The 19,584-nt window shown below is 53.0% G+C and carries 13 protein-coding genes, 2 tRNA genes and 1 pseudogene; 5 read left to right on the top strand and 11 right to left on the bottom strand.

Annotated elements, in window-relative coordinates; all coding sequences use genetic code 11:
* Positions 1–4: 4 nt before the first annotated feature.
* The 9 genes from FBY13_RS10455 to FBY13_RS10495 form a co-directional block, all read right to left on the bottom strand.
* Positions 5–1,282, bottom strand: a complete 1,278-nt coding sequence (locus FBY13_RS10455; RefSeq protein WP_109717311.1) for an FAD-binding oxidoreductase — start codon at positions 1,280–1,282, stop codon at positions 5–7.
* Positions 1,283–1,292: 10 nt separating this feature from the next.
* Positions 1,293–1,961, bottom strand: a complete 669-nt coding sequence (locus tag FBY13_RS10460) for a haloacid dehalogenase type II (protein WP_063880105.1) — start codon at positions 1,959–1,961, stop codon at positions 1,293–1,295.
* Positions 1,962–1,993: 32 nt separating this feature from the next.
* Entirely contained in the window at positions 1,994–3,463 is a 1,470-nt protein-coding gene (locus FBY13_RS10465; protein ID WP_145394104.1) for an aldehyde dehydrogenase, read from the bottom strand.
* A 354-nt stretch (positions 3,464–3,817) separates the two neighbouring features.
* The gene (locus FBY13_RS10470; protein WP_145394105.1) at positions 3,818–5,275 is read right to left on the bottom strand and encodes an NAD-dependent succinate-semialdehyde dehydrogenase; all 1,458 of its coding nucleotides are present in this window, start codon (positions 5,273–5,275) and stop codon (positions 3,818–3,820) included.
* A gap of 151 nt (positions 5,276–5,426) precedes the next feature.
* Positions 5,427–6,386 (bottom strand): HTH-type transcriptional regulator Cbl, encoded by a 960-nt coding sequence (gene cbl / locus FBY13_RS10475; protein WP_096010770.1) that lies wholly within the window; start codon positions 6,384–6,386, stop codon positions 5,427–5,429.
* A 208-nt stretch (positions 6,387–6,594) separates the two neighbouring features.
* Positions 6,595–7,512 carry a nitrogen assimilation transcriptional regulator NAC gene (gene nac / locus FBY13_RS10480; protein WP_063880109.1) on the bottom strand — a complete coding sequence of 306 codons (918 nt, stop codon included), beginning with the start codon at positions 7,510–7,512 and terminating at the stop codon, positions 6,595–6,597.
* Positions 7,513–8,253: 741 nt separating this feature from the next.
* Positions 8,254–9,288, bottom strand: coding sequence for an ABC transporter permease (locus tag FBY13_RS10485; protein WP_145394106.1), 1,035 nt, complete (start codon positions 9,286–9,288; stop codon positions 8,254–8,256).
* 14 nt (positions 9,289–9,302) lie between these two features.
* A complete protein-coding gene (locus FBY13_RS10490; RefSeq protein WP_109717313.1) occupies positions 9,303–10,787 on the bottom strand; it encodes a sugar ABC transporter ATP-binding protein in 1,485 nt (494 codons plus the stop codon).
* A gap of 31 nt (positions 10,788–10,818) precedes the next feature.
* Positions 10,819–11,742, bottom strand: coding sequence for a sugar ABC transporter substrate-binding protein (locus tag FBY13_RS10495; RefSeq protein WP_109717314.1), 924 nt, complete (start codon positions 11,740–11,742; stop codon positions 10,819–10,821).
* A 504-nt stretch (positions 11,743–12,246) separates the two neighbouring features.
* Between FBY13_RS10495 and FBY13_RS10500 the strand changes: the two genes are divergently transcribed.
* Both FBY13_RS10500 and FBY13_RS10505 read left to right on the top strand, forming a co-directional pair.
* Positions 12,247–12,322, top strand: a tRNA-Asn gene (locus FBY13_RS10500).
* Positions 12,323–13,241: 919 nt separating this feature from the next.
* Positions 13,242–14,786 (top strand): methyl-accepting chemotaxis protein, encoded by a 1,545-nt coding sequence (locus FBY13_RS10505; protein WP_145394107.1) that lies wholly within the window; start codon positions 13,242–13,244, stop codon positions 14,784–14,786.
* 493 nt (positions 14,787–15,279) lie between these two features.
* Here FBY13_RS10505 and FBY13_RS10510 read toward each other — a convergent pair whose 3' ends face one another.
* Positions 15,280–17,079: a DNA/RNA non-specific endonuclease gene (locus FBY13_RS10510; RefSeq protein ID WP_145394108.1), complete on the bottom strand. Its 1,800-nt coding sequence runs from the start codon at positions 17,077–17,079 to the stop codon at positions 15,280–15,282.
* A gap of 287 nt (positions 17,080–17,366) precedes the next feature.
* Here FBY13_RS10510 and FBY13_RS10515 point away from each other — a divergent pair.
* A tRNA-Asn gene (locus tag FBY13_RS10515) sits at positions 17,367–17,442 on the top strand.
* Between the two features lie 131 nt (positions 17,443–17,573).
* Positions 17,574–17,976, top strand: a pseudogene (locus tag FBY13_RS10520) (Arm DNA-binding domain-containing protein); the annotation flags it as partial.
* Here the strand turns inward: FBY13_RS10520 and FBY13_RS10525 are convergent.
* Complete coding sequence (locus FBY13_RS10525) at positions 17,923–18,120, bottom strand: alanine acetyltransferase (RefSeq protein WP_255474483.1); 198 nt, start codon at positions 18,118–18,120, stop codon at positions 17,923–17,925. The pseudogene FBY13_RS10520 and the gene FBY13_RS10525 overlap by 54 nt on opposite strands.
* A 453-nt stretch (positions 18,121–18,573) precedes the next feature.
* Between FBY13_RS10525 and FBY13_RS10530 the strand changes: the two genes are divergently transcribed.
* A complete protein-coding gene (locus tag FBY13_RS10530) occupies positions 18,574–19,560 on the top strand; it encodes a siderophore ABC transporter substrate-binding protein (protein WP_222430269.1) in 987 nt (328 codons plus the stop codon).
* Positions 19,561–19,584 lie beyond the last annotated feature (24 nt).

Below are 19,584 nucleotides of genomic sequence, written 5' to 3' on the forward strand. Positions count from 1 at the left end.
GAATTTACGAAAGGCGATCCTTTGCTTTGTAGTAGAGCCCGGCAAGGGGCAAAAACCACGGTTTTCCGTGATAGCCCGGCAGTGCAGGCCATGTCTGACGCTGCCAGGGGTTGTCCCGGACTTTCTCACTTAACAGATCGGCCATCACGCGGCCCATCCATACCGACATCTGGGTGCCATGACCGCTGTAACCCAGCGAATAAAATATGCCGTCCTGTTCGCCGGCGTGCGGCAGGCGATCGGCCGTCATATCCACCATGCCACCCCAGCAGTAATCAATTTGGGTGTTAGCCAGCTTCGGAAACATCTTCGCCATTGCAGCATGCAATATCTCGCCGCTGCGTGAGTCCGAGGTCGGATTGCTGATGGCAAAGCGCGCGCGTCCACCAAAGACCAGACGGCGGTCCGCCGTGGTGCGGAAGTAGTTACCAATATTCATGGAGGTAACGTAGTTACGATCCTCAGGCAGCAAGGTACGGATGAGCCCATCATCCAGCGGCTCAGTGACAACGATAAAGCTGCCTACCGGCACGATACGACGCTGGAACCATGGAAACGGACCTTCACTGGAGCAGCCCGTTGCCATCAGCACTTTGTCTGCCTGGATTTCACCCTTGCTGGTCACCACCCGGTGGCGATAGCCGTCAAGGCGTTCCAGTTGGGTGACGTGATGGTGGGGATAAATTTTTGCGCCGCTGCGTGCCGCGGCTTCGGCCAGGCCCACACCAAACTTGCCCATGTGCATCTGACCGCCGCGCTGTTGCAGCAATCCACCGTGAAAATCGCTACTGCCGATCTCACGCTGAACCTCATCTTTACTCAGTAACTGGATATCGGGGTCCACCGTGCGCCGCATCAACGTGAAGGCGTCCTGCAGTCCGGCAAAATGCGAGGCTTTACTGGCCAGCTTGAGTTTGCCGCACCACCGAAAATCGCAGTGAATCTGCTCGTCCTTCACTAACTGCTCAACATAGGTAACCGCATCATCAAACGCCCGATAGAAGCGACTGGCCTGTTCAAGTCCCTGGCTGGCAACCAGCGAGGCAAAGTTTTGCGCCACGCCGGTATTGCAGTGACCGCCGTTGCGCGACGAAGCCTGACTCATCACTTCTCCGCTATCCAGCACCACAACATTGATACCGTTTCGCGCCAGCGTCAGCGCCGCAGACACACCGGTAAAGCCAGCGCCTATCACCACCACATCCGCCTGTGACGGCAACGGCCCCTGCGCGGCAGCGCTGAACGACGGGGCGGTGGCTTGCCAGTACGATTCCAGTTTCATGTCGATGTCCTCAAAGACCGACGACGCCAGGCAGGCCGCCAATGTCTTTAACTTCGGTGTATTGATAATACGGATTAGCCGGTTCATGGCCGCGGTTGACCCAGACCTTATGCTTAATGCCAAGGTCGTGGGCGGTCATCAGGTCATAACGGAAACTGGATGACACATGCAGGATCTCGTCCGGACGGCAGTCCAGTTTTTCCAGCATGTATTCAAAACCTTTCATATGCGGTTTGTAGGCACCGGCCTCTTCCGCCGTGATCGTCATATGGATCGGTGCGCCCAGGCGAGGAATATGATGAGGAATCAGGTCATTCATCGAGTTAGTCAACAGCACCAGCGGGAATTCTTTTGCCACTTTGGCTAAGCCAGCGGGCACATCAGGATGCGGGCCCCAGGTGGCGCAGTCAGCGTAAATAAAATCGCTGTCTGCCTGTTGCCATTTCACGCCCCACTTTTTGCAGGTGCGCTGAATAGCATTGCTGACGACATCGTAATAGGGTTTCCATGCACCCATGACTTCGTCCAGACGGTAGCTGGAAAAATCAGTTACAAAGGCGTCCAGCGCTTCTGCGTCGACACGATCGGCGAAACAGCGTTTAGCCGCACCGGCCATGTCAAAAAAAATCAGCGTGCCGTAACAATCAAATGTGATGAATTTGGGTTTAAACAGTGCCATTGAATTAACCTCGTTATTGTCAGGTGTGGTGCTTAAAAATCGATAAGTACACTTTTCTGGCGCTGGCAGGCCTGGAAGGCCTGGCGACCCAAATCTTTGCCAATACCCGATCCCAGAAAGCCGCCGGTAGGGATAATAAAATCGCCAGAGCGACCGTAGCGGTTGACCCAGACGGTACCGGCTTCAATCGCGCGTATCGCCCGCATCGCCCGGGGCAGGCTCAGCGTATGCACGCCCGCGCACAGGCCATACGTGTCATGTGCCGCCAGTGCCAGCCCCTGCTCTTCCTCATCGAAGGTCTGAATCGTCAGCACCGGACCAAAAATTTCCTGCTGAACCGCCGGGTTATCAGGTTTAACCTGGCTTAACAGCGTGGGCTGCCAGAACCAGCCCTCATCGGTATCCGCAAAGCGTTCGCCGCCCACCAGCACTTCTGCGCCCAGGGCTTTGGCTTCTTCAATCACCGAACGCACTTTATTGCCCTGGCGTGCATCAATCAGCGGCGCATAACGACTGGTTTCCTGCCAGGTGACGCCGGGTTTAACCTCACGGCACAATGTCGTCAGCCGCGCCGTGAGCGCATCGGCAATGCCGCGCTGCACGATTAAGCGCGTACCCGCTACGCAGGCCTGACCGCCATTGGCGGTAAAGCCGCGCAGAATACGCTGCGCCAGCACCTCGATATCACCCGCATCATCAAAGACCAGTTGTGGACTTTTTCCGCCCAGCTCCAACGTCACCGGTTTCATGCCGAACTGCGCCGCATCGCTCATAATGCGCGCGCCGGTCAGGGTTGAGCCGGTAAAGGAGACCTTACGGACCAGAGGATGCCTGACGAGCGCACTGCCCGTTACGGCCCCACTGCCCTGTACAATATTGAGGATACCGGCGGGCAAACCGGCCTGGACCGCCAGTTCTGCCATGCGTACGGTAGAAAGCGGCGTCAGTTCTGACGGCTTGAGTACCACGGCATTCCCCGCAGCCAGCGCCGGTCCGCACTTCCACGAGGCCATCGACAACGGAAAATTCCAGGGCGTAATGGCACCGATCACCCCATAGGGTTCAGCAATCAACATCCCCAGGCTGTTTTCACGGGTGGGGAACAGGTCACCGCTGTATTTGTCCGCGCATTCGGCATAGAAACGGATGGCTTCGGCAGTGAAAGGAATTTCGTGCTGTATCACGTCAGCAATCGGACGCGTCGAGCCCAGCGCTTCAAGCTGGGCCAGCAGCCGATCCTGCTCAATTAAATCGGCCCAGCGACGCATTATCCGACCGCGTTCACGGGGTGCACAGCCTGACCAGCCGCTGGTTTTTAATGCCTGATGGGCCGTCATGACGGCATGGTCAACGTCCTCGGCCTGCGCTTCATGCAGAGTGGCAAAGACGTGACCATCTGAGGGGCGTTTGACGGCAAAAGATTCGCCTTGTGTTTGCACATGTTTCCCGCCGATATAATGGCCCAACGGGAGTTGCACGCTTTCCGGGTCGAAACTCAACATGGAAGAATCCTTATTTGTTACAGCCGTCACACGCTGGTTTGGTTAAATTTCGGCAATGCTTTTCTGAAATATTAATTAGGTAATGCAGAAAGTATGCCAGCCGTTAAGAAAATTAAAATGCGTTTAAAACCACGCAAAAAAATTTTTCTGCCGTATTAATGACGGATTTATTGCGGAATTGCCGAAGCCTTAAACAGATGATTTACCTCACAAAAAACCCGCATTGCTTTGGTGCATTGCGCATGAAACTTGCACTAAAAAGGAGAATGGAAGGAAAACTTAGATCTGGCGCACAAAAAAAAGCGCCAGCAGAGTGCTTATGCTGGCGCGTACATTTATGAATACCGTTTTAAATTACAGGCTGCCGAGATGGAAAGTTTTTTGCTCCAGATATTCATCAATTCCGTAACGTGAACCTTCACGACCAATACCGGATAATTTTACCCCACCAAAAGGAGCGACTTCTAAAGAGATTACGCCGGTATTAAAACCGACCATGCCAAATTCCAGCGCTTCCGCTACCCGCCAGGCACGACGAATATTCTCGGTAAAGAAGTAAGCGCCCAGTCCATAAGGTGTGTCATTTGCCATCGCCAGTGCCTGCTCTTCATCGTCGAAGATAAACAGCGGCGCCACAGGGCCAAAGGTTTCTTCCTGGGCAATACGCATCTCACGCGTGACCTGACCGAGCACGGTAGGCTGAACCCAGGTGCCCGTTCCATTGCTGATGCCGCCTGTTAACAGCGTCGCCCCTTTTTGTAAGGCATCGTCGATGTGCGCATTCACCTTTTCGACCGCCCCGGTATTGATTAGCGGCCCGATGGTGCTTCCGGCTGCAAATCCGTCACCCACCTTCAGGGTAGCAACGGCCTCCAGCAGACGGGCGGAAAAGCGTTCATAGATGTTGCGCTGAACCAGAATCCGGTTGGCGCAGACGCAGGTTTGCCCGGCGTTACGGAACTTGCTGGTCATTACGCCCGCCACCGCAATCTCAATGTCGGCGTCATCGAAAACGATTAACGGCGCATTTCCCCCCAGCTCCAGACTCAGCCGTTTTATGCTGTCAGCGCACTGCTTCATGAGTAACTGACCCACGCGAGTTGAACCGGTAAAAGAGATCTTACGGACAAGGCGGCTTTCGGTCAGCGCGGCACCAATTTCCGTCGGCATACCGGTGACCACCTGCAAGACACCGGACGGAAAGCCGGCGCGCTCGGCCAGTACCGCCAGCGCCAGCGCGGAGAGCGGCGTCAGGTCGGAGGGTTTAACGATAATGGGGCAACCCGCCGCCAGCGCCGGAGCCACCTTGCGGGTAATCATGGCGATAGGGAAGTTCCAGGGTGTGATCGCTGCCGCTACACCGACCGGCTGTTTCAACACGATAATTCTGCGGTCTGAGGTGGGAGCAGGAATGGTATCGCCATAAATGCGACGTGCCTCTTCGGCAAACCATTTGACGAAACTGGCGCCGTACAGCACTTCACCTTTCGCTTCCGCCAGCGGTTTGCCCTGCTCGGCCGTCATGATGATGGCAAGATCGTCCGCGTTATCGATAATAAGCTGATACCACTTCTCCAGCAGCCCGGCACGCGTGGCATTAGGCGTTTTTGCCCATTCATGACGCACCGACTCCGCGTGGTTAATTGCCGCCTCGGTTTCCTCACGGCCCAGCGCCGGAATGGTGGCCAGCGTGTCGCCGGTGGCCGGGTCGATAACCGGCAAGGTTTCGCCCTGATAGCCATTCTGCCATTGGCCCGCGAACAGCGCCTGTTGGCGCAGCAGCGTGTGATCGTTTAGTTGTATACGTGACATCCCATCCCCCTTTGTTCAGATCTTTCCACTTTATCGGGTGGGGGGAAGCGCAGGATGTTGTTATTGCCAGCCAGAAAGCGTTCGCTGAGAGGATTTACGGCAGAAAAAAAATTTTATGCCGTCACGATATGCAGCCCGATGTGCCCGAGCGTTAAATCTGAAAATCGATCACCGGTTCATCATCACCTGCTGATGAAAGCGCCTGCTTTTTGATCTCTTCAAGCGACAGGTTGGCGTTGCACAGCTCAAGAAATTGCCAGACGTAGTTGCGCTGTAGCTGTCCCCGTTTCAGGCCCAGCCATACCGTGTTGGCGTCAAACAGGTGCGTGGCATCCAGCCTGACCAGCTCTCCGCCCGGCTCGGTTTCACAGGCCTGATCGGCCAGGATACCGACTCCGAGACCAAGTTTGACATAGGTTTTCACCACATCGGAATCCTGGGCGCTGAGCACGATGTCCGGTTTTAAACCTGCGCCCTGAAAGGCCCTGTCCACGCGCGAGCGTCCGGTAATGCCCTGACGATAGGTAATAAGAGGATGGTGGCTCAGCGCATTCAGTGATACCGGTTGCTGCTGAACGAGGTCATGATCGTGCGGCACCAGCAAAGCATGATGCCAGCTGAACCATGGAAACGCCGCCAGACTGCCGTTGTTCACCAGCATTTCACTGGCAATGCCGACATCCACCTCTCCTGCCAGCAGCATATTTACGATTTCCTGCGGCGATCCCTGGTTGAGTTCAAGCCGGACATTGGGATAAAGCTGGCGGAACGCCTTAATAACCGGTGGCAGACTGTATCGGGCCTGAGTATGGGTGGTTGCGATGGAGAGAATACCGCTGGATTCATTGGTGAAAACGTCCGCCAGACGACGGACTTTACCGGCTTCGTCCAGAATTCGCTCAGCGATGGTTAATAACGCCTTACCCGGCTCTGTCATACCGAGCAGTCGCTTGCCGCGCCGGATAAAAATTTCGACGCCAAGCTCATCTTCCAGATCGCGGATATGGCGACTGACGCCCGATTGTGACGTAAACAGGGTGCTTGCCACCTCTGTCAGGTTGAACTCCCGCCGCGCGGCTTCGCGAATAATTTTAAGTTGCTGGAAATTCACACCCTTTACCTCTCTTTACACAATCTGATAACCAGAGGGTAAAAAGGATTATCGATAACAGGAAATACTAAAAAAGTTTTATTTATGCATTTAAAGCATATGACAGGCAGCAGGAAGGAATGAATCACATCAGGAAGACAGCCAGAGAAAGGGCAGTGGCGCGATGTCTCCGCGCCCTGCTTTACAGACAGATCAACAAGGATGAGCGTCAGCTGACCAGCGTGAGTTCGCGTTTTTCCGTTAGCGGCTTGTTAAGCAGCGACAGCAGGATATTTTTAACGGCCTGCGCAGGCGGCGATAAAGGCAAACGGTGTGACAGGTTCAGCGACAACGGCAGGCTGATGGTCGGACTGGTAATGCGCGCCATCCACGCCTGGGTTGATCCTACCAGCGCCCGGGCAGCCGACTCCGGCAACACGGTCACACCCATTCCGCTTGATATGGCGGCGGTGAGGGTAGAAAGCGACTCTATTTCGCCAATAATGCGCGCACTCAGGCGACGCAGTGAAAACGCCTCATCGACCCGCTGGCGCACAGCGCTGTAGTCGCGTGGCAGAAACAGGCTCATCTGCGCCACGTCGGCCAGATCCACGTTGGTCCCCGGACAGGCCGTGGTGCCCACCAGATACAGATCTTCTTTCAGCAACGGCACGCTGTTAATGCCTGCCGTCGGCGCACGGTCATACAGCACGGCCATATCCAACTGACCGTTGATGATGTTTTCGTTTAGCGCACTGCTGCTGTTTTCATGCAGATAAACCATGATATCGGGATACTGTTCCCGTACGGTTTGCAGCAGCGGCATAGTTAAGGCTGAGGCCGCCGTTCCCGGTGCCAGTCCAATCGACACCTGCCCGTTGACCACCTCACCCGCATTCATCACTGCTGACTGTGCCAGTTCGCACTGCCGCAGAATAACGCGCGCATGGCTGTAAAGTAATTTCCCGGCTTCCGTCGGCGTAACGCCGCGCTTGGTGCGGTTGAGAAGCTGCTGTTCCAACTCACCTTCAAGCGTAGCAACCTGCTGGCTCAATGCAGGCTGAGCAATATGCAGCACTTCGGCTGCCCGCGTCAGGCTACCGATATCGACGATTTTCACAAAATATTTCAGCCGTCTTAAATTCATCTTGCCTCCGTTGCTACGTCAAGGTGTCTGGCTGGTCTCTGTCAACCAGCTTGCATAAGAGGGAATTGCAATATGCAGACCAGGTTTATTCAGATCGCGAAACATGTTGGGAAATAATTGCTAAGCATCAGAATAAACAGCGTTTATCTGTACCTCCAAAGAGGTAAGCCTGGGAGCACCGCCGTATTCAGGCGGCGAGGCGAGGTGAGCTGCACCGCAACAGTGCGCAATATGTCAAACCAGCGTGCAGCGTCGGCCCTGTGCCAGCAAAGGTTATCGACGTGCCAGCGCCCGGCCCGGTTATGCAGGAGAAAAAGCAGAAAGAGAGAAGCGTTGCTGCGTTGCTGCGTTGCTGCGTTGCTGCGTGAAAGTCTAAGACTGTTGGCTGAGGAGAAACACGTTATTGCCTGAGTGGTTGATCGATTCGAAACGTCTTCCCACCTATAACGCTAAATATACTCACGTTTTTTTAAAAGGTCAGAAAGGCGAATACGCAAACGCATTTGTGTTGTAGCAAGGCAGATATCCTCTGGCACCAGAGAAAACCCTCACGGGATTTCGGTAAAAAGCTTTTTAGTTTTGCTGTCTCTTGTTCACCTCAGCCAGCAAAGCGCGAATACGCAAACGCATTTGTGTTGTAGCAAGGCGGCGCCAGGCGCTTAGGCCCAGGAGCATAGTTAACTATGTGACTGGGATAAGCGCCTGGTGCCAACGCCGCTACGGCGCAAAGGCGGCAGCGTATTAGCGTTTGGCGCGATTGCGTCGCATATCGATGGTAACTGCGGCGACGATGATGATGCCTTTGATGATATCCTGGATATACGCATCCACCCCAACAAAGGTGAATCCGCTTTTAATCAGACCAAGAATCACCGCACCAATCAGCGTGCCGGTAATACGACCCACGCCGCCCATCAGGCTGCTGCCGCCGATGACCGCTGCGGCAATCGCATCCAGTTCATAGCCCACGCCCATGCTTGACTGGCCGCTGCTGACGCGTGCCGCCAGCACCACACCTGCCAGGCCTGACAGCGCCCCTGCGATGGTGTAAACGATGATCAGGTATTTATTGACGTTAATGCCGGACACTTTGGCCGAAGTCATATTGCCGCCGATGGCATAAACATATTTGCCATAGCGGGTATGTTTCAGCGCAACGTGAAACACCAGCGCCACAACCAGGAAAATCACCACCGGCATAGCACCCTGACCAATAGAGGTGAATCCATCGGACAGAAAACTGATGGGGTTGCCCTGGGTGTAATACTGCGCCAGACCGCGCGCGGAGACCATCATACCCAAGGTGGCAATAAAGGGAGGAATTCCGGTACGGGTAATTAAGACGCCATTGATCAGCCCGCAAAGCAAACCGACCCCGATACCGGCACCAATAGGTACAACCGCAGGCATATTAACCAGCGACGGGAACATCGGCGTGAGACTGTCTGACGTTTGCGCCAGGCTGGCAGCCACCACTGCGGTTAACGCAATCACCGAACCGGAAGAAAGGTCGATACCGGTCGTAATGATCACCTGCGTCACACCCACGGCAATGATGCCGATGATAGCAACCTGCAGGACGATCAACACCAGGCGGTTAGGATTGAGTAAAAAGGACTGATCGCGCACATACCAGCCGAACATTTCAAAAACCAGGGCAATCCCCACCATCACCACAAAGATGCCGGTGTCCTTTGGCATGCGATGGCGCAAGGTCGACAGAAACGAGGGTTGTTGTTGAGGAGCCTGAGCGGCCGTGACTTTTGTGTTACTCATAGTGGTTTCGCGCCTCATTCGGATGCTAACGACAAAATAGTTTCCTGGTCGGCTTCTTCTTTATTGAGGATGCCGGTAATGCGCCCGCCATGCATCACCATTATACGGTCGCTCATGCCCAGAATCTCCGGCAGCTCTGACGACACCATAATGATGGCGACTCCACGGTTGGCAAGCTCACTGATCAAACGGTAAATTTCGGCTTTTGCCCCTACATCGATTCCTCGCGTTGGCTCATCCAGGATCAGGATTTTCGGTTGGGCCAGCAGCCAGCGAGCGATAAGCACTTTCTGCTGATTTCCCCCGCTCAGGTTATTGATGATTTGATCCATGGTTGGGGTTTTGATGTTCAGGCGGCGAATTTGATCCATGCAGTCCTGGGCCATTTTGACATGGCTGACAAAACCGCTTTTACCGCTGTATTCAGGCATGTTGACGATGCTCATGTTCTCTAACACCGACAACACTAAAAACAGCCCAGACTTCTTACGATCTTCAGTCAGAAACGCCATGCCTTTTTCAATCGCGGCAGACGGCGAGTCGATAGTGACTGGTACGCCATCAATCAGGATTTCACCGCTGTCAAAATGCGTCATACCAAACAGGGTTTCCATCACCTCGCTGCGCCCTGCCCCGACCAGCCCGGCAACGCCAAGGATTTCGCCACGACGTACGCTAAAACTCACCTCAGAAAACCGGTCTTTACAGGTGAGGTTACGTACCGTCAGCACCTCTTCACCAATGGCATTGTTGAATTTGGGGAACAGCTGTGTCAGCTCACGTCCAACCATCTTGGTAATCAGCGACTGGCGCGTATATTCACTGGTGATGTCGCTGCCGACCCAGTTACCATCACGGAAAATACTAATCTCATCCGTGATGGCAAAGATCTCATCCATTTTGTGGCTGATATAGATGATGGCTTTCCCCTGCTGGCGCAGATCGCGAATGATGGTAAATAAATGCGCGACTTCAGTTTCCGTTAAGGCGGAGGTGGGTTCGTCCATAATGACAATGTCGGAATTCCAGGATACCGCCTTGGCAATCTCTACCATCTGCTGCGAGGCAATACTCAGCTCGCCCACCATGCTGTCGGCTTTCAGTTTAATATTCAGCCGGTTTAGCAGCGCCTGGGTTTCTTTATTCAACTGAGCATGGTCGACAAAGCCAAATTTAACCGGCTCCCGTCCAAGCCAGATATTTTCAGCCACGGTCATGTGCGGCACCAGATTCAGTTCCTGATGGATCATAGAAATACCGGACCGTAACGCATCCATGGTGTCCCTGAATTGCACTGGCTCCCCTTTAATCTTAATGGTGCCCTGATCGGGACGATATATCCCGATCAGGCACTTCATTAAAGTGGATTTGCCCGCGCCATTTTCACCCATCAAGGCATGTACCGTTCCAGAACGTACGCGCAGTGACACATTGTTCAGTGCCTTAACGCCTGGAAAGAACTTGCTGATGCCTTCGGCTTCAAGCGCAAAAGCGGTCATACATCACCTCCGTACAACAGGTTCAGGACGTTTATTTTTGGTTCATGCCAACGTATTTGGTGTAGTTATCTTTGGTGATCAGCTGGAAGGGGATATCCACAATTTTCTGCACTTTCTCACCGTTAGCCAGCTTGATGGCGGTCTGAACAGCGCCTTCACCCTGGCCTTTAGCATCCTGGAATACGCTGGCCACCATCTTGCCGTTCTTGATCATCTGCAACGCATCCGGTGTGCCATCCACGCCTGCTACCAGAATGTGTTTATCGTTCTTGCCTAATGCCTGAATGGCGCCAATCGCCATTTCATCGTTGTTTGACGCGATGGCATTGATATCATCGCCAGCGGTCATCCAGTTACTTACGACATCTACCGCATCGTTACGGGTAAATTTGGCCGTTTGTTTTTGTACCACTTTAATATTTGGGTATTTGGCGACCACGGCTTCAACGCCTTTGGTACGTTCACGCGTGGCTTCATTAGCCAGATCGCCCAGCAGAATCGCCACATTGCCTTTGCCGTTCATGGCTTTCGCCAACGCTTCCATCTGCAGACGTCCCGCCAGCTCGGAGTCAGAGCCCACATACGCCATCTTGTCGCCTAACTGGGCCTGAGGTTTACGGTTAACAAACACCAGCGCCACTCCGGCTTTGGTTACCTGATCGATGATGGGTTTCACGGCGTTCGTGTCTACCGGGTTAACGATGATGACGTCCACGCCCTGACCAATAAAATTTTGTACCTGCTGGAGCTGCTGGGCCACATCGCCTTTGGCATCTTCAACCTGACCTTTCACGCCATCTTTTTGCATTTCTTTTTGCATGGCGGTACGCACAATCGTCAGAAAGTTGTCATCAAACAACGCCATTGAAACGCCAACGGAAATATCTTTTGCCATTGCGGCGGCGGGTAACATGCAGGCTAACAGTGAGGCAACAATCGTTTTTTTGATGTTCATAGGGACCCTTCTTATTTGTTAACTTGCTAGCGAATAACGCTTTGAATGAAAAATATTTTTTACATTCGAACCGCTTCGCTGGCGTTTTTATGGAAAATTTGAGGTAAGGCAACTCCGTTAATGCTTTTTTTTCAATCCACCATTACTTTTCTTATCTACATGATTTTACTAACTAAGGATGAGACATCCTCTTTGCGCTGGCACGTCCATCCCACTTTCCCGCGCCGAGCAGTTTATTTATTCCATATATTTTGTTTTTGAAATTTTTATCATAAAAGCACTGAAACAAGTGTTTTGATATCGTCAAATAACAAAACTTTGACATGCGTCTAACATCTACTGAGAAATGGGTTTAAAGTGAGATCCTGTTAGCAGTTTGAAAAGCAAGCGAATGTGTCTGATATTCGCCAAAGCGCTGCTTTTACGAGCACTTGAACGCAAACGATGAAAGAGTGCTTTGACATCCCGAACTGACGCCGCTACTATTCGCCCCGTTCCAACAATTCCTCTGTAGTTCAGTCGGTAGAACGGCGGACTGTTAATCCGTATGTCACTGGTTCGAGTCCAGTCAGAGGAGCCAGATTTTGAAAAGCCCGCTCAGGGAAACCTGAGCGGGCTTTTTGCTTGCTGGGGGTTAGCCGCATGATGATGGGCGGCAGTGGAATCGCGCCCAGGCCAGATGTGTTGCGCTTAATCACCTTGATTCTGCGGCGATGCGCCCCTTCCCCATCCGCCACACCACGTGAGCGCAGTCGCTAAACCAGCTAAGGCGAATCACGCTTTGCGCGACAGCGCTGTCTCTTGTTTCTTTATTCCCGACTCACGCGCTGATAGCTGCCGGATGCCAGTCCTGATTTTTCATGTTGTTCACTCCGCGTTATGCAAACGCATCGCATCATCCCCTTTTGAGATAAATCAGCCAGCGCGAGATATTCCATTTTGGGATAAAGATCGAAATAAAGCGGTGTCGACTATCTATATAGAAGAATATCAACGCGTTGTTAAAGCATTACCTGATGTAAGAGTGGCAAAAGGCATAACCCAGCAACGGCGTGCTTCGGGTATTTCTTTCTCCCTCACGCATCCAAAACGATTCAGGTGCCAGAGGTAGCTGACTGTCCTGAAGGTCGGGCAGTTGAGCGACAGCCGGGCATTTTTGACGATGTTCTTCAGGCTAAAGGACGGTAACAGCAGCGGATGCTCGCTGCGGCTGGCTGAAAACGTTTTTAATCATTAACGATGCCTTTAAAAGAGAAATAAGACAGAGGCGTTGTCGGCACAACAGGACGTAATATGCGCAGCACAACACTTTAATTTAATTGATTTATTAAGGTGAACTTACGCGTTTACCGGTATCTGTCATGGGGTCAGCTCGTAGTGAGATATCACCAGACGTTAAAAAAAAGCGCTGTTTTGCGCTTTGTGAAAACGGCCCCTTAGGTTCATCAGCACTCTGCCGAAAATAACATGGGTACGACAAACCATAACCGGAGAGAAAGATGAAGGTATCGACACGACTGTCGGCAGGATTTGCCTTTTTAATCCTGCTTTTTGTTATTAGCTCAGCGGTTGCCATGAGCAACCTGCTTGAAGCGCGTCAGAATATTAATGAGATCGTCAATACCAACCTCAAAAAAGTCACACTGGCTAATGATGCAGGTACGGCCCTGAGAAACATGCTTGTTGAAGTGAGGAACATGGCTCTCTTTTCTGATAAATCAGCGATTGAGAATGAGTGGGGGCGCTTTGAAACCCAAAAAGCGGCTTATACTCAGAAACGTACTGAGCTTGCCGCCATGATCGAGAGAGACAGTAACCAGAAGGAACTTAGCCTGCTCAGGAAAGTGCAGGAAAATGAACAGGCTGCGCTCACCACACTCGCCGCCGCTGCCAACATGGGCAGGCAGAGGCAACTGGATGGCCTTGCTGCTTATCTGACAAATGTTGTTCGTCCTCCTCAGCAAATTCTCATATCCAGTCTGAATGAACTAACAGATATGCAGCGGGCGTTTGCTGAAAACACGGCGGTAAAAAGTAATGACTCCGCCAGTCGCGTTATTAAAACCTTTATTGCGCTCATTCTTGCAACCGTCATTTCCGGAGCAGCAATTTGTGTGTTTATTAGCAGGAAACTGATGCGGCAGCTGGGTGGTGAACCTGGTCAGGCACAGGCGCTGGCAGCTACTATTGCGGCCGGAGACCTGAGTTCCACCGTTGTGCTGCGTAGCAAGGATACCACCAGCCTGCTGGCCTCACTGGACAGCATGCAGGCCAGACTGCGCGGTCTGGTCTCGCAGATAAAAGACGCCTCTGCCTCCGTGGCGCTGGCCGCCGATGAAATCGCCCAAGGCAATACCGAACTGTCATCCCGCACCGAGCAGCAGGCCGCCGCCCTGCAGGAAACCGCTGCCAGCATGGAGCAACTGACCGCCACGGTGAAGAGCAATACCGCAGGTGCTCAGCAGACCGCTGAATCGGCTCGCGGGACGGCACAGTTGGCCCGCTCGGGTGAGTCCGACGTACAACTAATGTCGGAGACGATGCACGATATCTCCGTCAGCGCCGCAAAAGTCCGGGATATTACCTCGGTGATTGAAAGCATTGCGTTCCAGACCAACATTCTGGCGTTGAATGCGGCGGTAGAGGCGGCACGCGCCGGTGAGCAAGGCCGTGGCTTTGCCGTGGTGGCTGGCGAAGTCCGTACGCTGGCGCAGCGCAGTGCCACGGCGGCACGGGATATTAAGGTGCTGATTGAACAGGCCGTTGATCAGGTGGAAAGCGGCGTGTGCGTCGCCTCCGCTACCGGGCAAAGCATTATGAAGATTGTTGGCATGGTCGGCGAGCTGGCGGAGGCCATGGATAACATCTCCCTGGCATCGTCCGAGCAAATGCAGGGCATTTCACAGGTCAGCGTGGCGGTGAGCCAGATGGACGGCGTAACGCAGAACAACGCGGCGCTGGTGGAGGAGTCGTCTTCAGCCTCCCGTTCGCTGTCTGAGCAGGCACAGGATCTGCGGGGCATGGTGGAGGCATTTCGTGTCTGAGAACTCATCGCCGGGTGCATGGACGAATGGGTGTTCTTCTTTGCCTTCACATGCAGCCACAACCCGCAGTACTGTGAATCATGGGTTCCTGCGCGGCGTTATCGCATTCATTGCGAACGTCTGAAAAGAATCCCCCTAAAGTCGCCAACGTTTTACCCTGTCGAACCTGCTTATGCGTGAGTTCTGCACAGCGAATCTCTGAGAGGTTCGCTGCTTACTGCAACAGGCTGGGCGCTTTCTCTTCAATCAGAAACCGCACGTTGCCTGTCAGCGAGGGATCATGTCTGCACGTTATCGGCACTGGCAGTCGCATAGTTCACCAAACGTAGTCAGGCTAATGATCTAAACAGACAAGGGTTTGTAGCTAAACCGCTCGTTCTTTCAGCGTATACAGACAATGACAACCTCAGCCAGCGGCCAGCATGAATAAAACCCGCCCGGGTTTCCCGGCGCGGGCTTTACGCGACGACAGTCAGCCACTTTTCCTCCGCGATTACAACACCTCTGCCCACGTCATAATCAGTTTGGCCTGCACAGGCTCGGCCAGCAGACTGGCATCTGGCTGCCAGCTGTCCCAGTCGCGGAAAGCACTGAAATCAAGCCCGGCCAGCGTTTCCAGCGAGCGGACAGAGACACGGTATTCGTCCACCTGCGGCACCGCTTCCGGCTGCAAGGACGGTAACACGCGGCGCGGCTCATCCAGCAACTTATCCTGACTGACCAGCAAGGCGGTCGCCTGCGGTTTGCCCTGTGGCCCAATGCGCAGAACCACTTTCCAGAACATCAGCGGCACCTGTAACTCTCCATATTGCCGATGTTGATCGTTGAGTATCGGTCCGGTCAGCACGCTAATCTGCTGTTTGGTTTTCAGCACGCCGTATTCCAGGATATAGCGCTCAACGCCTTGCCAGTACTGCACGCTCTGATTAAAACGAAAATGCTGCGGTGAGCAGTTAGTAAAATGAAACGTATCTTTGTTGGCGCGCACCGCTTCAGCCGCTGTGCCCCAGGTGGGATCGCTGCGACGGGTAAGATGACCGCGGTCGAACCAGCGGCTGAACGCGCTATAGAACGACTGACCTGTCACATAACGGCTGTCGATGCGGCTGTCTTCAGACCAGCGGTCGCCTTCGGGTAACAGTGAGGGCTGCCCGCTGCCGCGGTCGACATTGATATAGCGCGCGCCATCAATATTGGTCGCGGTAAAAAAAGCCAGCTGCCGTTCAGCGTTCATCAGCAGGGAAAAGTGTTCGTAATCCAGCCTGGCCTCAGCGCCCTTGCGCCCGTCACGCAGGGGCGCGACTTCACCGGAACGCGGGGCGATAATCGTGGCCATATCGATGTGGGTATCAGCCAGAAAGTCCGCCTGAAAACCGTCGCGGTTACGATAATTTTCGTCCGGCGCGGCGGCACCTGGAAGCGCGTAGTCCGGTGCGGGTTCAGCCTTGAGTGCCTGCATCAGGATTGCCTGCCGGTCAGCAGGCAGCGTCGGCAGTTCGCCTTTCAGCCAGTCAGTGAGCGCGCTGATGCGTATACCTTCGTTAACCCATTTCCCGTTATCTTCAACACCGCCATGATGGAGTGCCACCAGTTGCCAGCCATCGTTGAATACCGGCGCACCCGACGAGCCGCCTTCGCTGTCGGCCTCGTAGTGCAGAAACTGTTCGTGACGGGCTAACAGCGCATTATTGCGCAGCGTAATTTGCTGTGGCGCGCCAGCCGGGTGATGGATCAGATTAAGGCTGATGCCCAGTGCATGTTTATCGTTGCGATCGTTAAGCGCCAGCGGCAACGGATTCTCAGCGCTGTCGTTAAGCGCTTCGCCCAGCGCGACTAGCGTGCAGTCAAACGCGTCCGTCGGGCTGGTAAGCCAAAAGCGTTCTGCATCTACGCTATAAAGACGCCCCTGAATAAGCTCGTCCGTCTCGCCCTGACGGTAGCCGAACTGAAGTGTGATACGGCCTGATGCTGCGGGGTCAGACAGCAGATGATGGTTAGTCACAAAGAGGTTGCCGTGGGTGAGAAATCCGCTGCCTTTCGGCACGCCATCTTCTCTGACCAGCGCCACGGCTTTGGCCGCGCGCAATCCTTGCTGCAAAAAAGACACCGGTAGCAGATCGTTCGTGCCAATGATGACACCCTGGCGGGCGCGTTGCTGAAACGCATAGCGTTGCGCGCGTCGTTGATCCGGCTCCGCCTGCTGGCCCTGGCTGAGCGCTGTGCGTGTCTGCTGTCGTTGCCCGGCCGTTACCGCCAGCCTTGCGGCTATCTGCGCTTTCAGTTGCTCGTTCATTCGCCTCTCCGTGATAAGGTTATGCACCCTTTTAACCATAGCTGCTGCTTATCACGGCACAAGCGGCGCGAATATCACCGCGCGCACCAACGCCCTGCCCTCATCCGTTAAGGGCCAGGTCATGTATCTGAAAGGCGACTCAACGAATGCTTAAATGGAACCTTACAAAGGGATTGTTGCGGGCGAAATAAACAGGCTGTTGAAACCTTCAGCAAAGGGTTCAGAAGCCGGTAAAACCGCTTTGACTCAGCATCCTGACTCCATTAGTATGCGCCCTGTAGCACGATTCCTCTGTAGTTCAGTCGGTAGAACGGCGGACTGTTAATCCGTATGTCACTGGTTCGAGTCCAGTCAGAGGAGCCAGATGTATGTTTTCATGCATCTCCCCGAATCATTATACGTTTTATATTCAACAACTTAGCATGAAAAGTCTTTCCGGTGCATTTTCATTTCCCCCTTCGCATTGGGCAAGGTTGATGGTCTGATTTGAGGTCATTTCAGTTCGATTATGGCGTGACTACCCTACGTCTCTGAACGACACGACAATCCGAAGCGTAAAACCATCCGCTAAACCTTTCAAAGTTTCCGATTCTCATGGCCTGTCCCTTTTCGTCAATCCAGCCGGTTCACGTCTCTGGTGTCTCAAATATCGTATCAATGGTAAAGAATCCCGCCTCGGCTTAGGTGCCTATCCCGATGTTTCTCTGGCTTATGCCCGGCAGCAACGTGATGGCGCAGAATATCAATCCAGCACAGCAACGTATCGCCAGGAAAGCTGCCCGCTCACCGGAAAAAACGTTTAAGCACGTTGCATTGGGCTGGCATAAGCGCAACAGAACATGGTCACAGAACCACTCCGTCCGTCTGCTTGCCAGTCTCCGGTTTTTTTCCTTTCCATATACCCGGGTCAGTCCCGCAGATTGTCGTTTTGGTTAGTTTAATAATGGCATCAGTAGCTTCCATAACCGTTGGACGAACCCTTTCCTCAACACGAATATCATTTTTCCCGTGATAAACCATTGCTTTCATTTTTCTTTGCATGTTAATCACCCTTCTCTTTTTTTATAAAATCGCTCCAGTTTAAATAACATTGAAAAAAATACTCACAAAATTATCTTGGTTTTGAAAAATTAAAATATTGGGAATTAGCTCAAAAAACCAGCGTGATATTAATTGGCATTAAAGTCCGCCACCCGTTATTAATAACTTAGCACCCACATAAGACCGCTATTAAAATAGATAAAAAACACGCCTGATGAGAAAAATTATCCGATTTATTTTGGCTGAATTGGTTAACAGATTGGCTATATTGCGCAATGACACTTTACTTTTAAATCCATATCATTTTTAGCGAGCTTTTCTATTTTTATCGTATGCGCAAACCGTTATATCCCTAATTAACAACTTGTGGTGATATCGAACCCATTATTATGATGTTCAATGCAATGGACATGATGTGCAGCGCGTTGACGCCGACAATTACGGAAATTCAGCATGTTCAACAGGCAGACTGTCCTTGTACTCATATCAAACGGTTATTATCCGCGCCCATCGTGTGTGGTAGTGGGCATCAAGTATGCGCTGGCGATAATCTCACTGACATTCTTTGTTCTTTTTTCGAGCATGCTGCAAGCCGAAGAGATAACCGTTCATCATACTCAGGGGATAACCAGCGTACCGGTCAAGCCCAGGGTTGTGGCTGTACTTGATATCGCTGCACTAGATACCCTTTCCACCATAGGGGTTGATGTTGCGGGTGTTCCCACACTCAACTATCCCCCTTATCTCGCTAAATTTGGGGAAAGCCGTTACCGGAAGGTTGGTTCACTTTTCGAGCCCGATTACGAAGCACTTAATGCGCTGTCCCCTGACCTGATCATCGTGGGGGGACGTTCATCACCCAAGTACACTCAATTAGCAAAGCTCGCCCCTACCATCGACCTTACTCCTGACTTTCAACACCGGGTTGACAGCGCCATATCGCATGCGCAGCTTCTTGGAGAAATATTTGGGAAACAAGCCGAGGTTGACCGTCGTACCAGCAAGCTACGTGCAACAGTAGAGGCACTTCGAGCACAAACGTCCAAAATAGGGACAGGACTGCTGGTGATGACCAGCGGTGGACGCATCGCGGCGCTCGGCCCAAACTCTTGGTTTGGTACACTTTATAACGACTTTGGCGTGCAACCCGTGACGCGCAAACTGGATGATGGCCCTCACGGCCAGGTGATATCCTCTGAGTTCATTCTCGAAACGAATCCTGACTGGCTTTATGTGATTGATCGTGACGCGGCCATAGGGGAAAAAGGAGCATCAGCCCAACAGCTGCTGGATAATGAACTGGTGCGTCAAACCAAAGCCTGGAAGGCTGGCCACGTTGTCTACCTTGATCCTGTCGCATGGTATATTGTTGGCGACGGACTCACTGCGCTTCAGTCAATGGCCGATGAAGTTTCCCTGGCAATAACGAAGACAAAATGACGTCTCCAGCGCACGTTGACAAAT

The organism is Pantoea sp. SJZ147 (genome assembly GCF_007828605.1).
Lineage (GTDB): Bacteria > Pseudomonadota > Gammaproteobacteria > Enterobacterales > Enterobacteriaceae > Pantoea > Pantoea allii.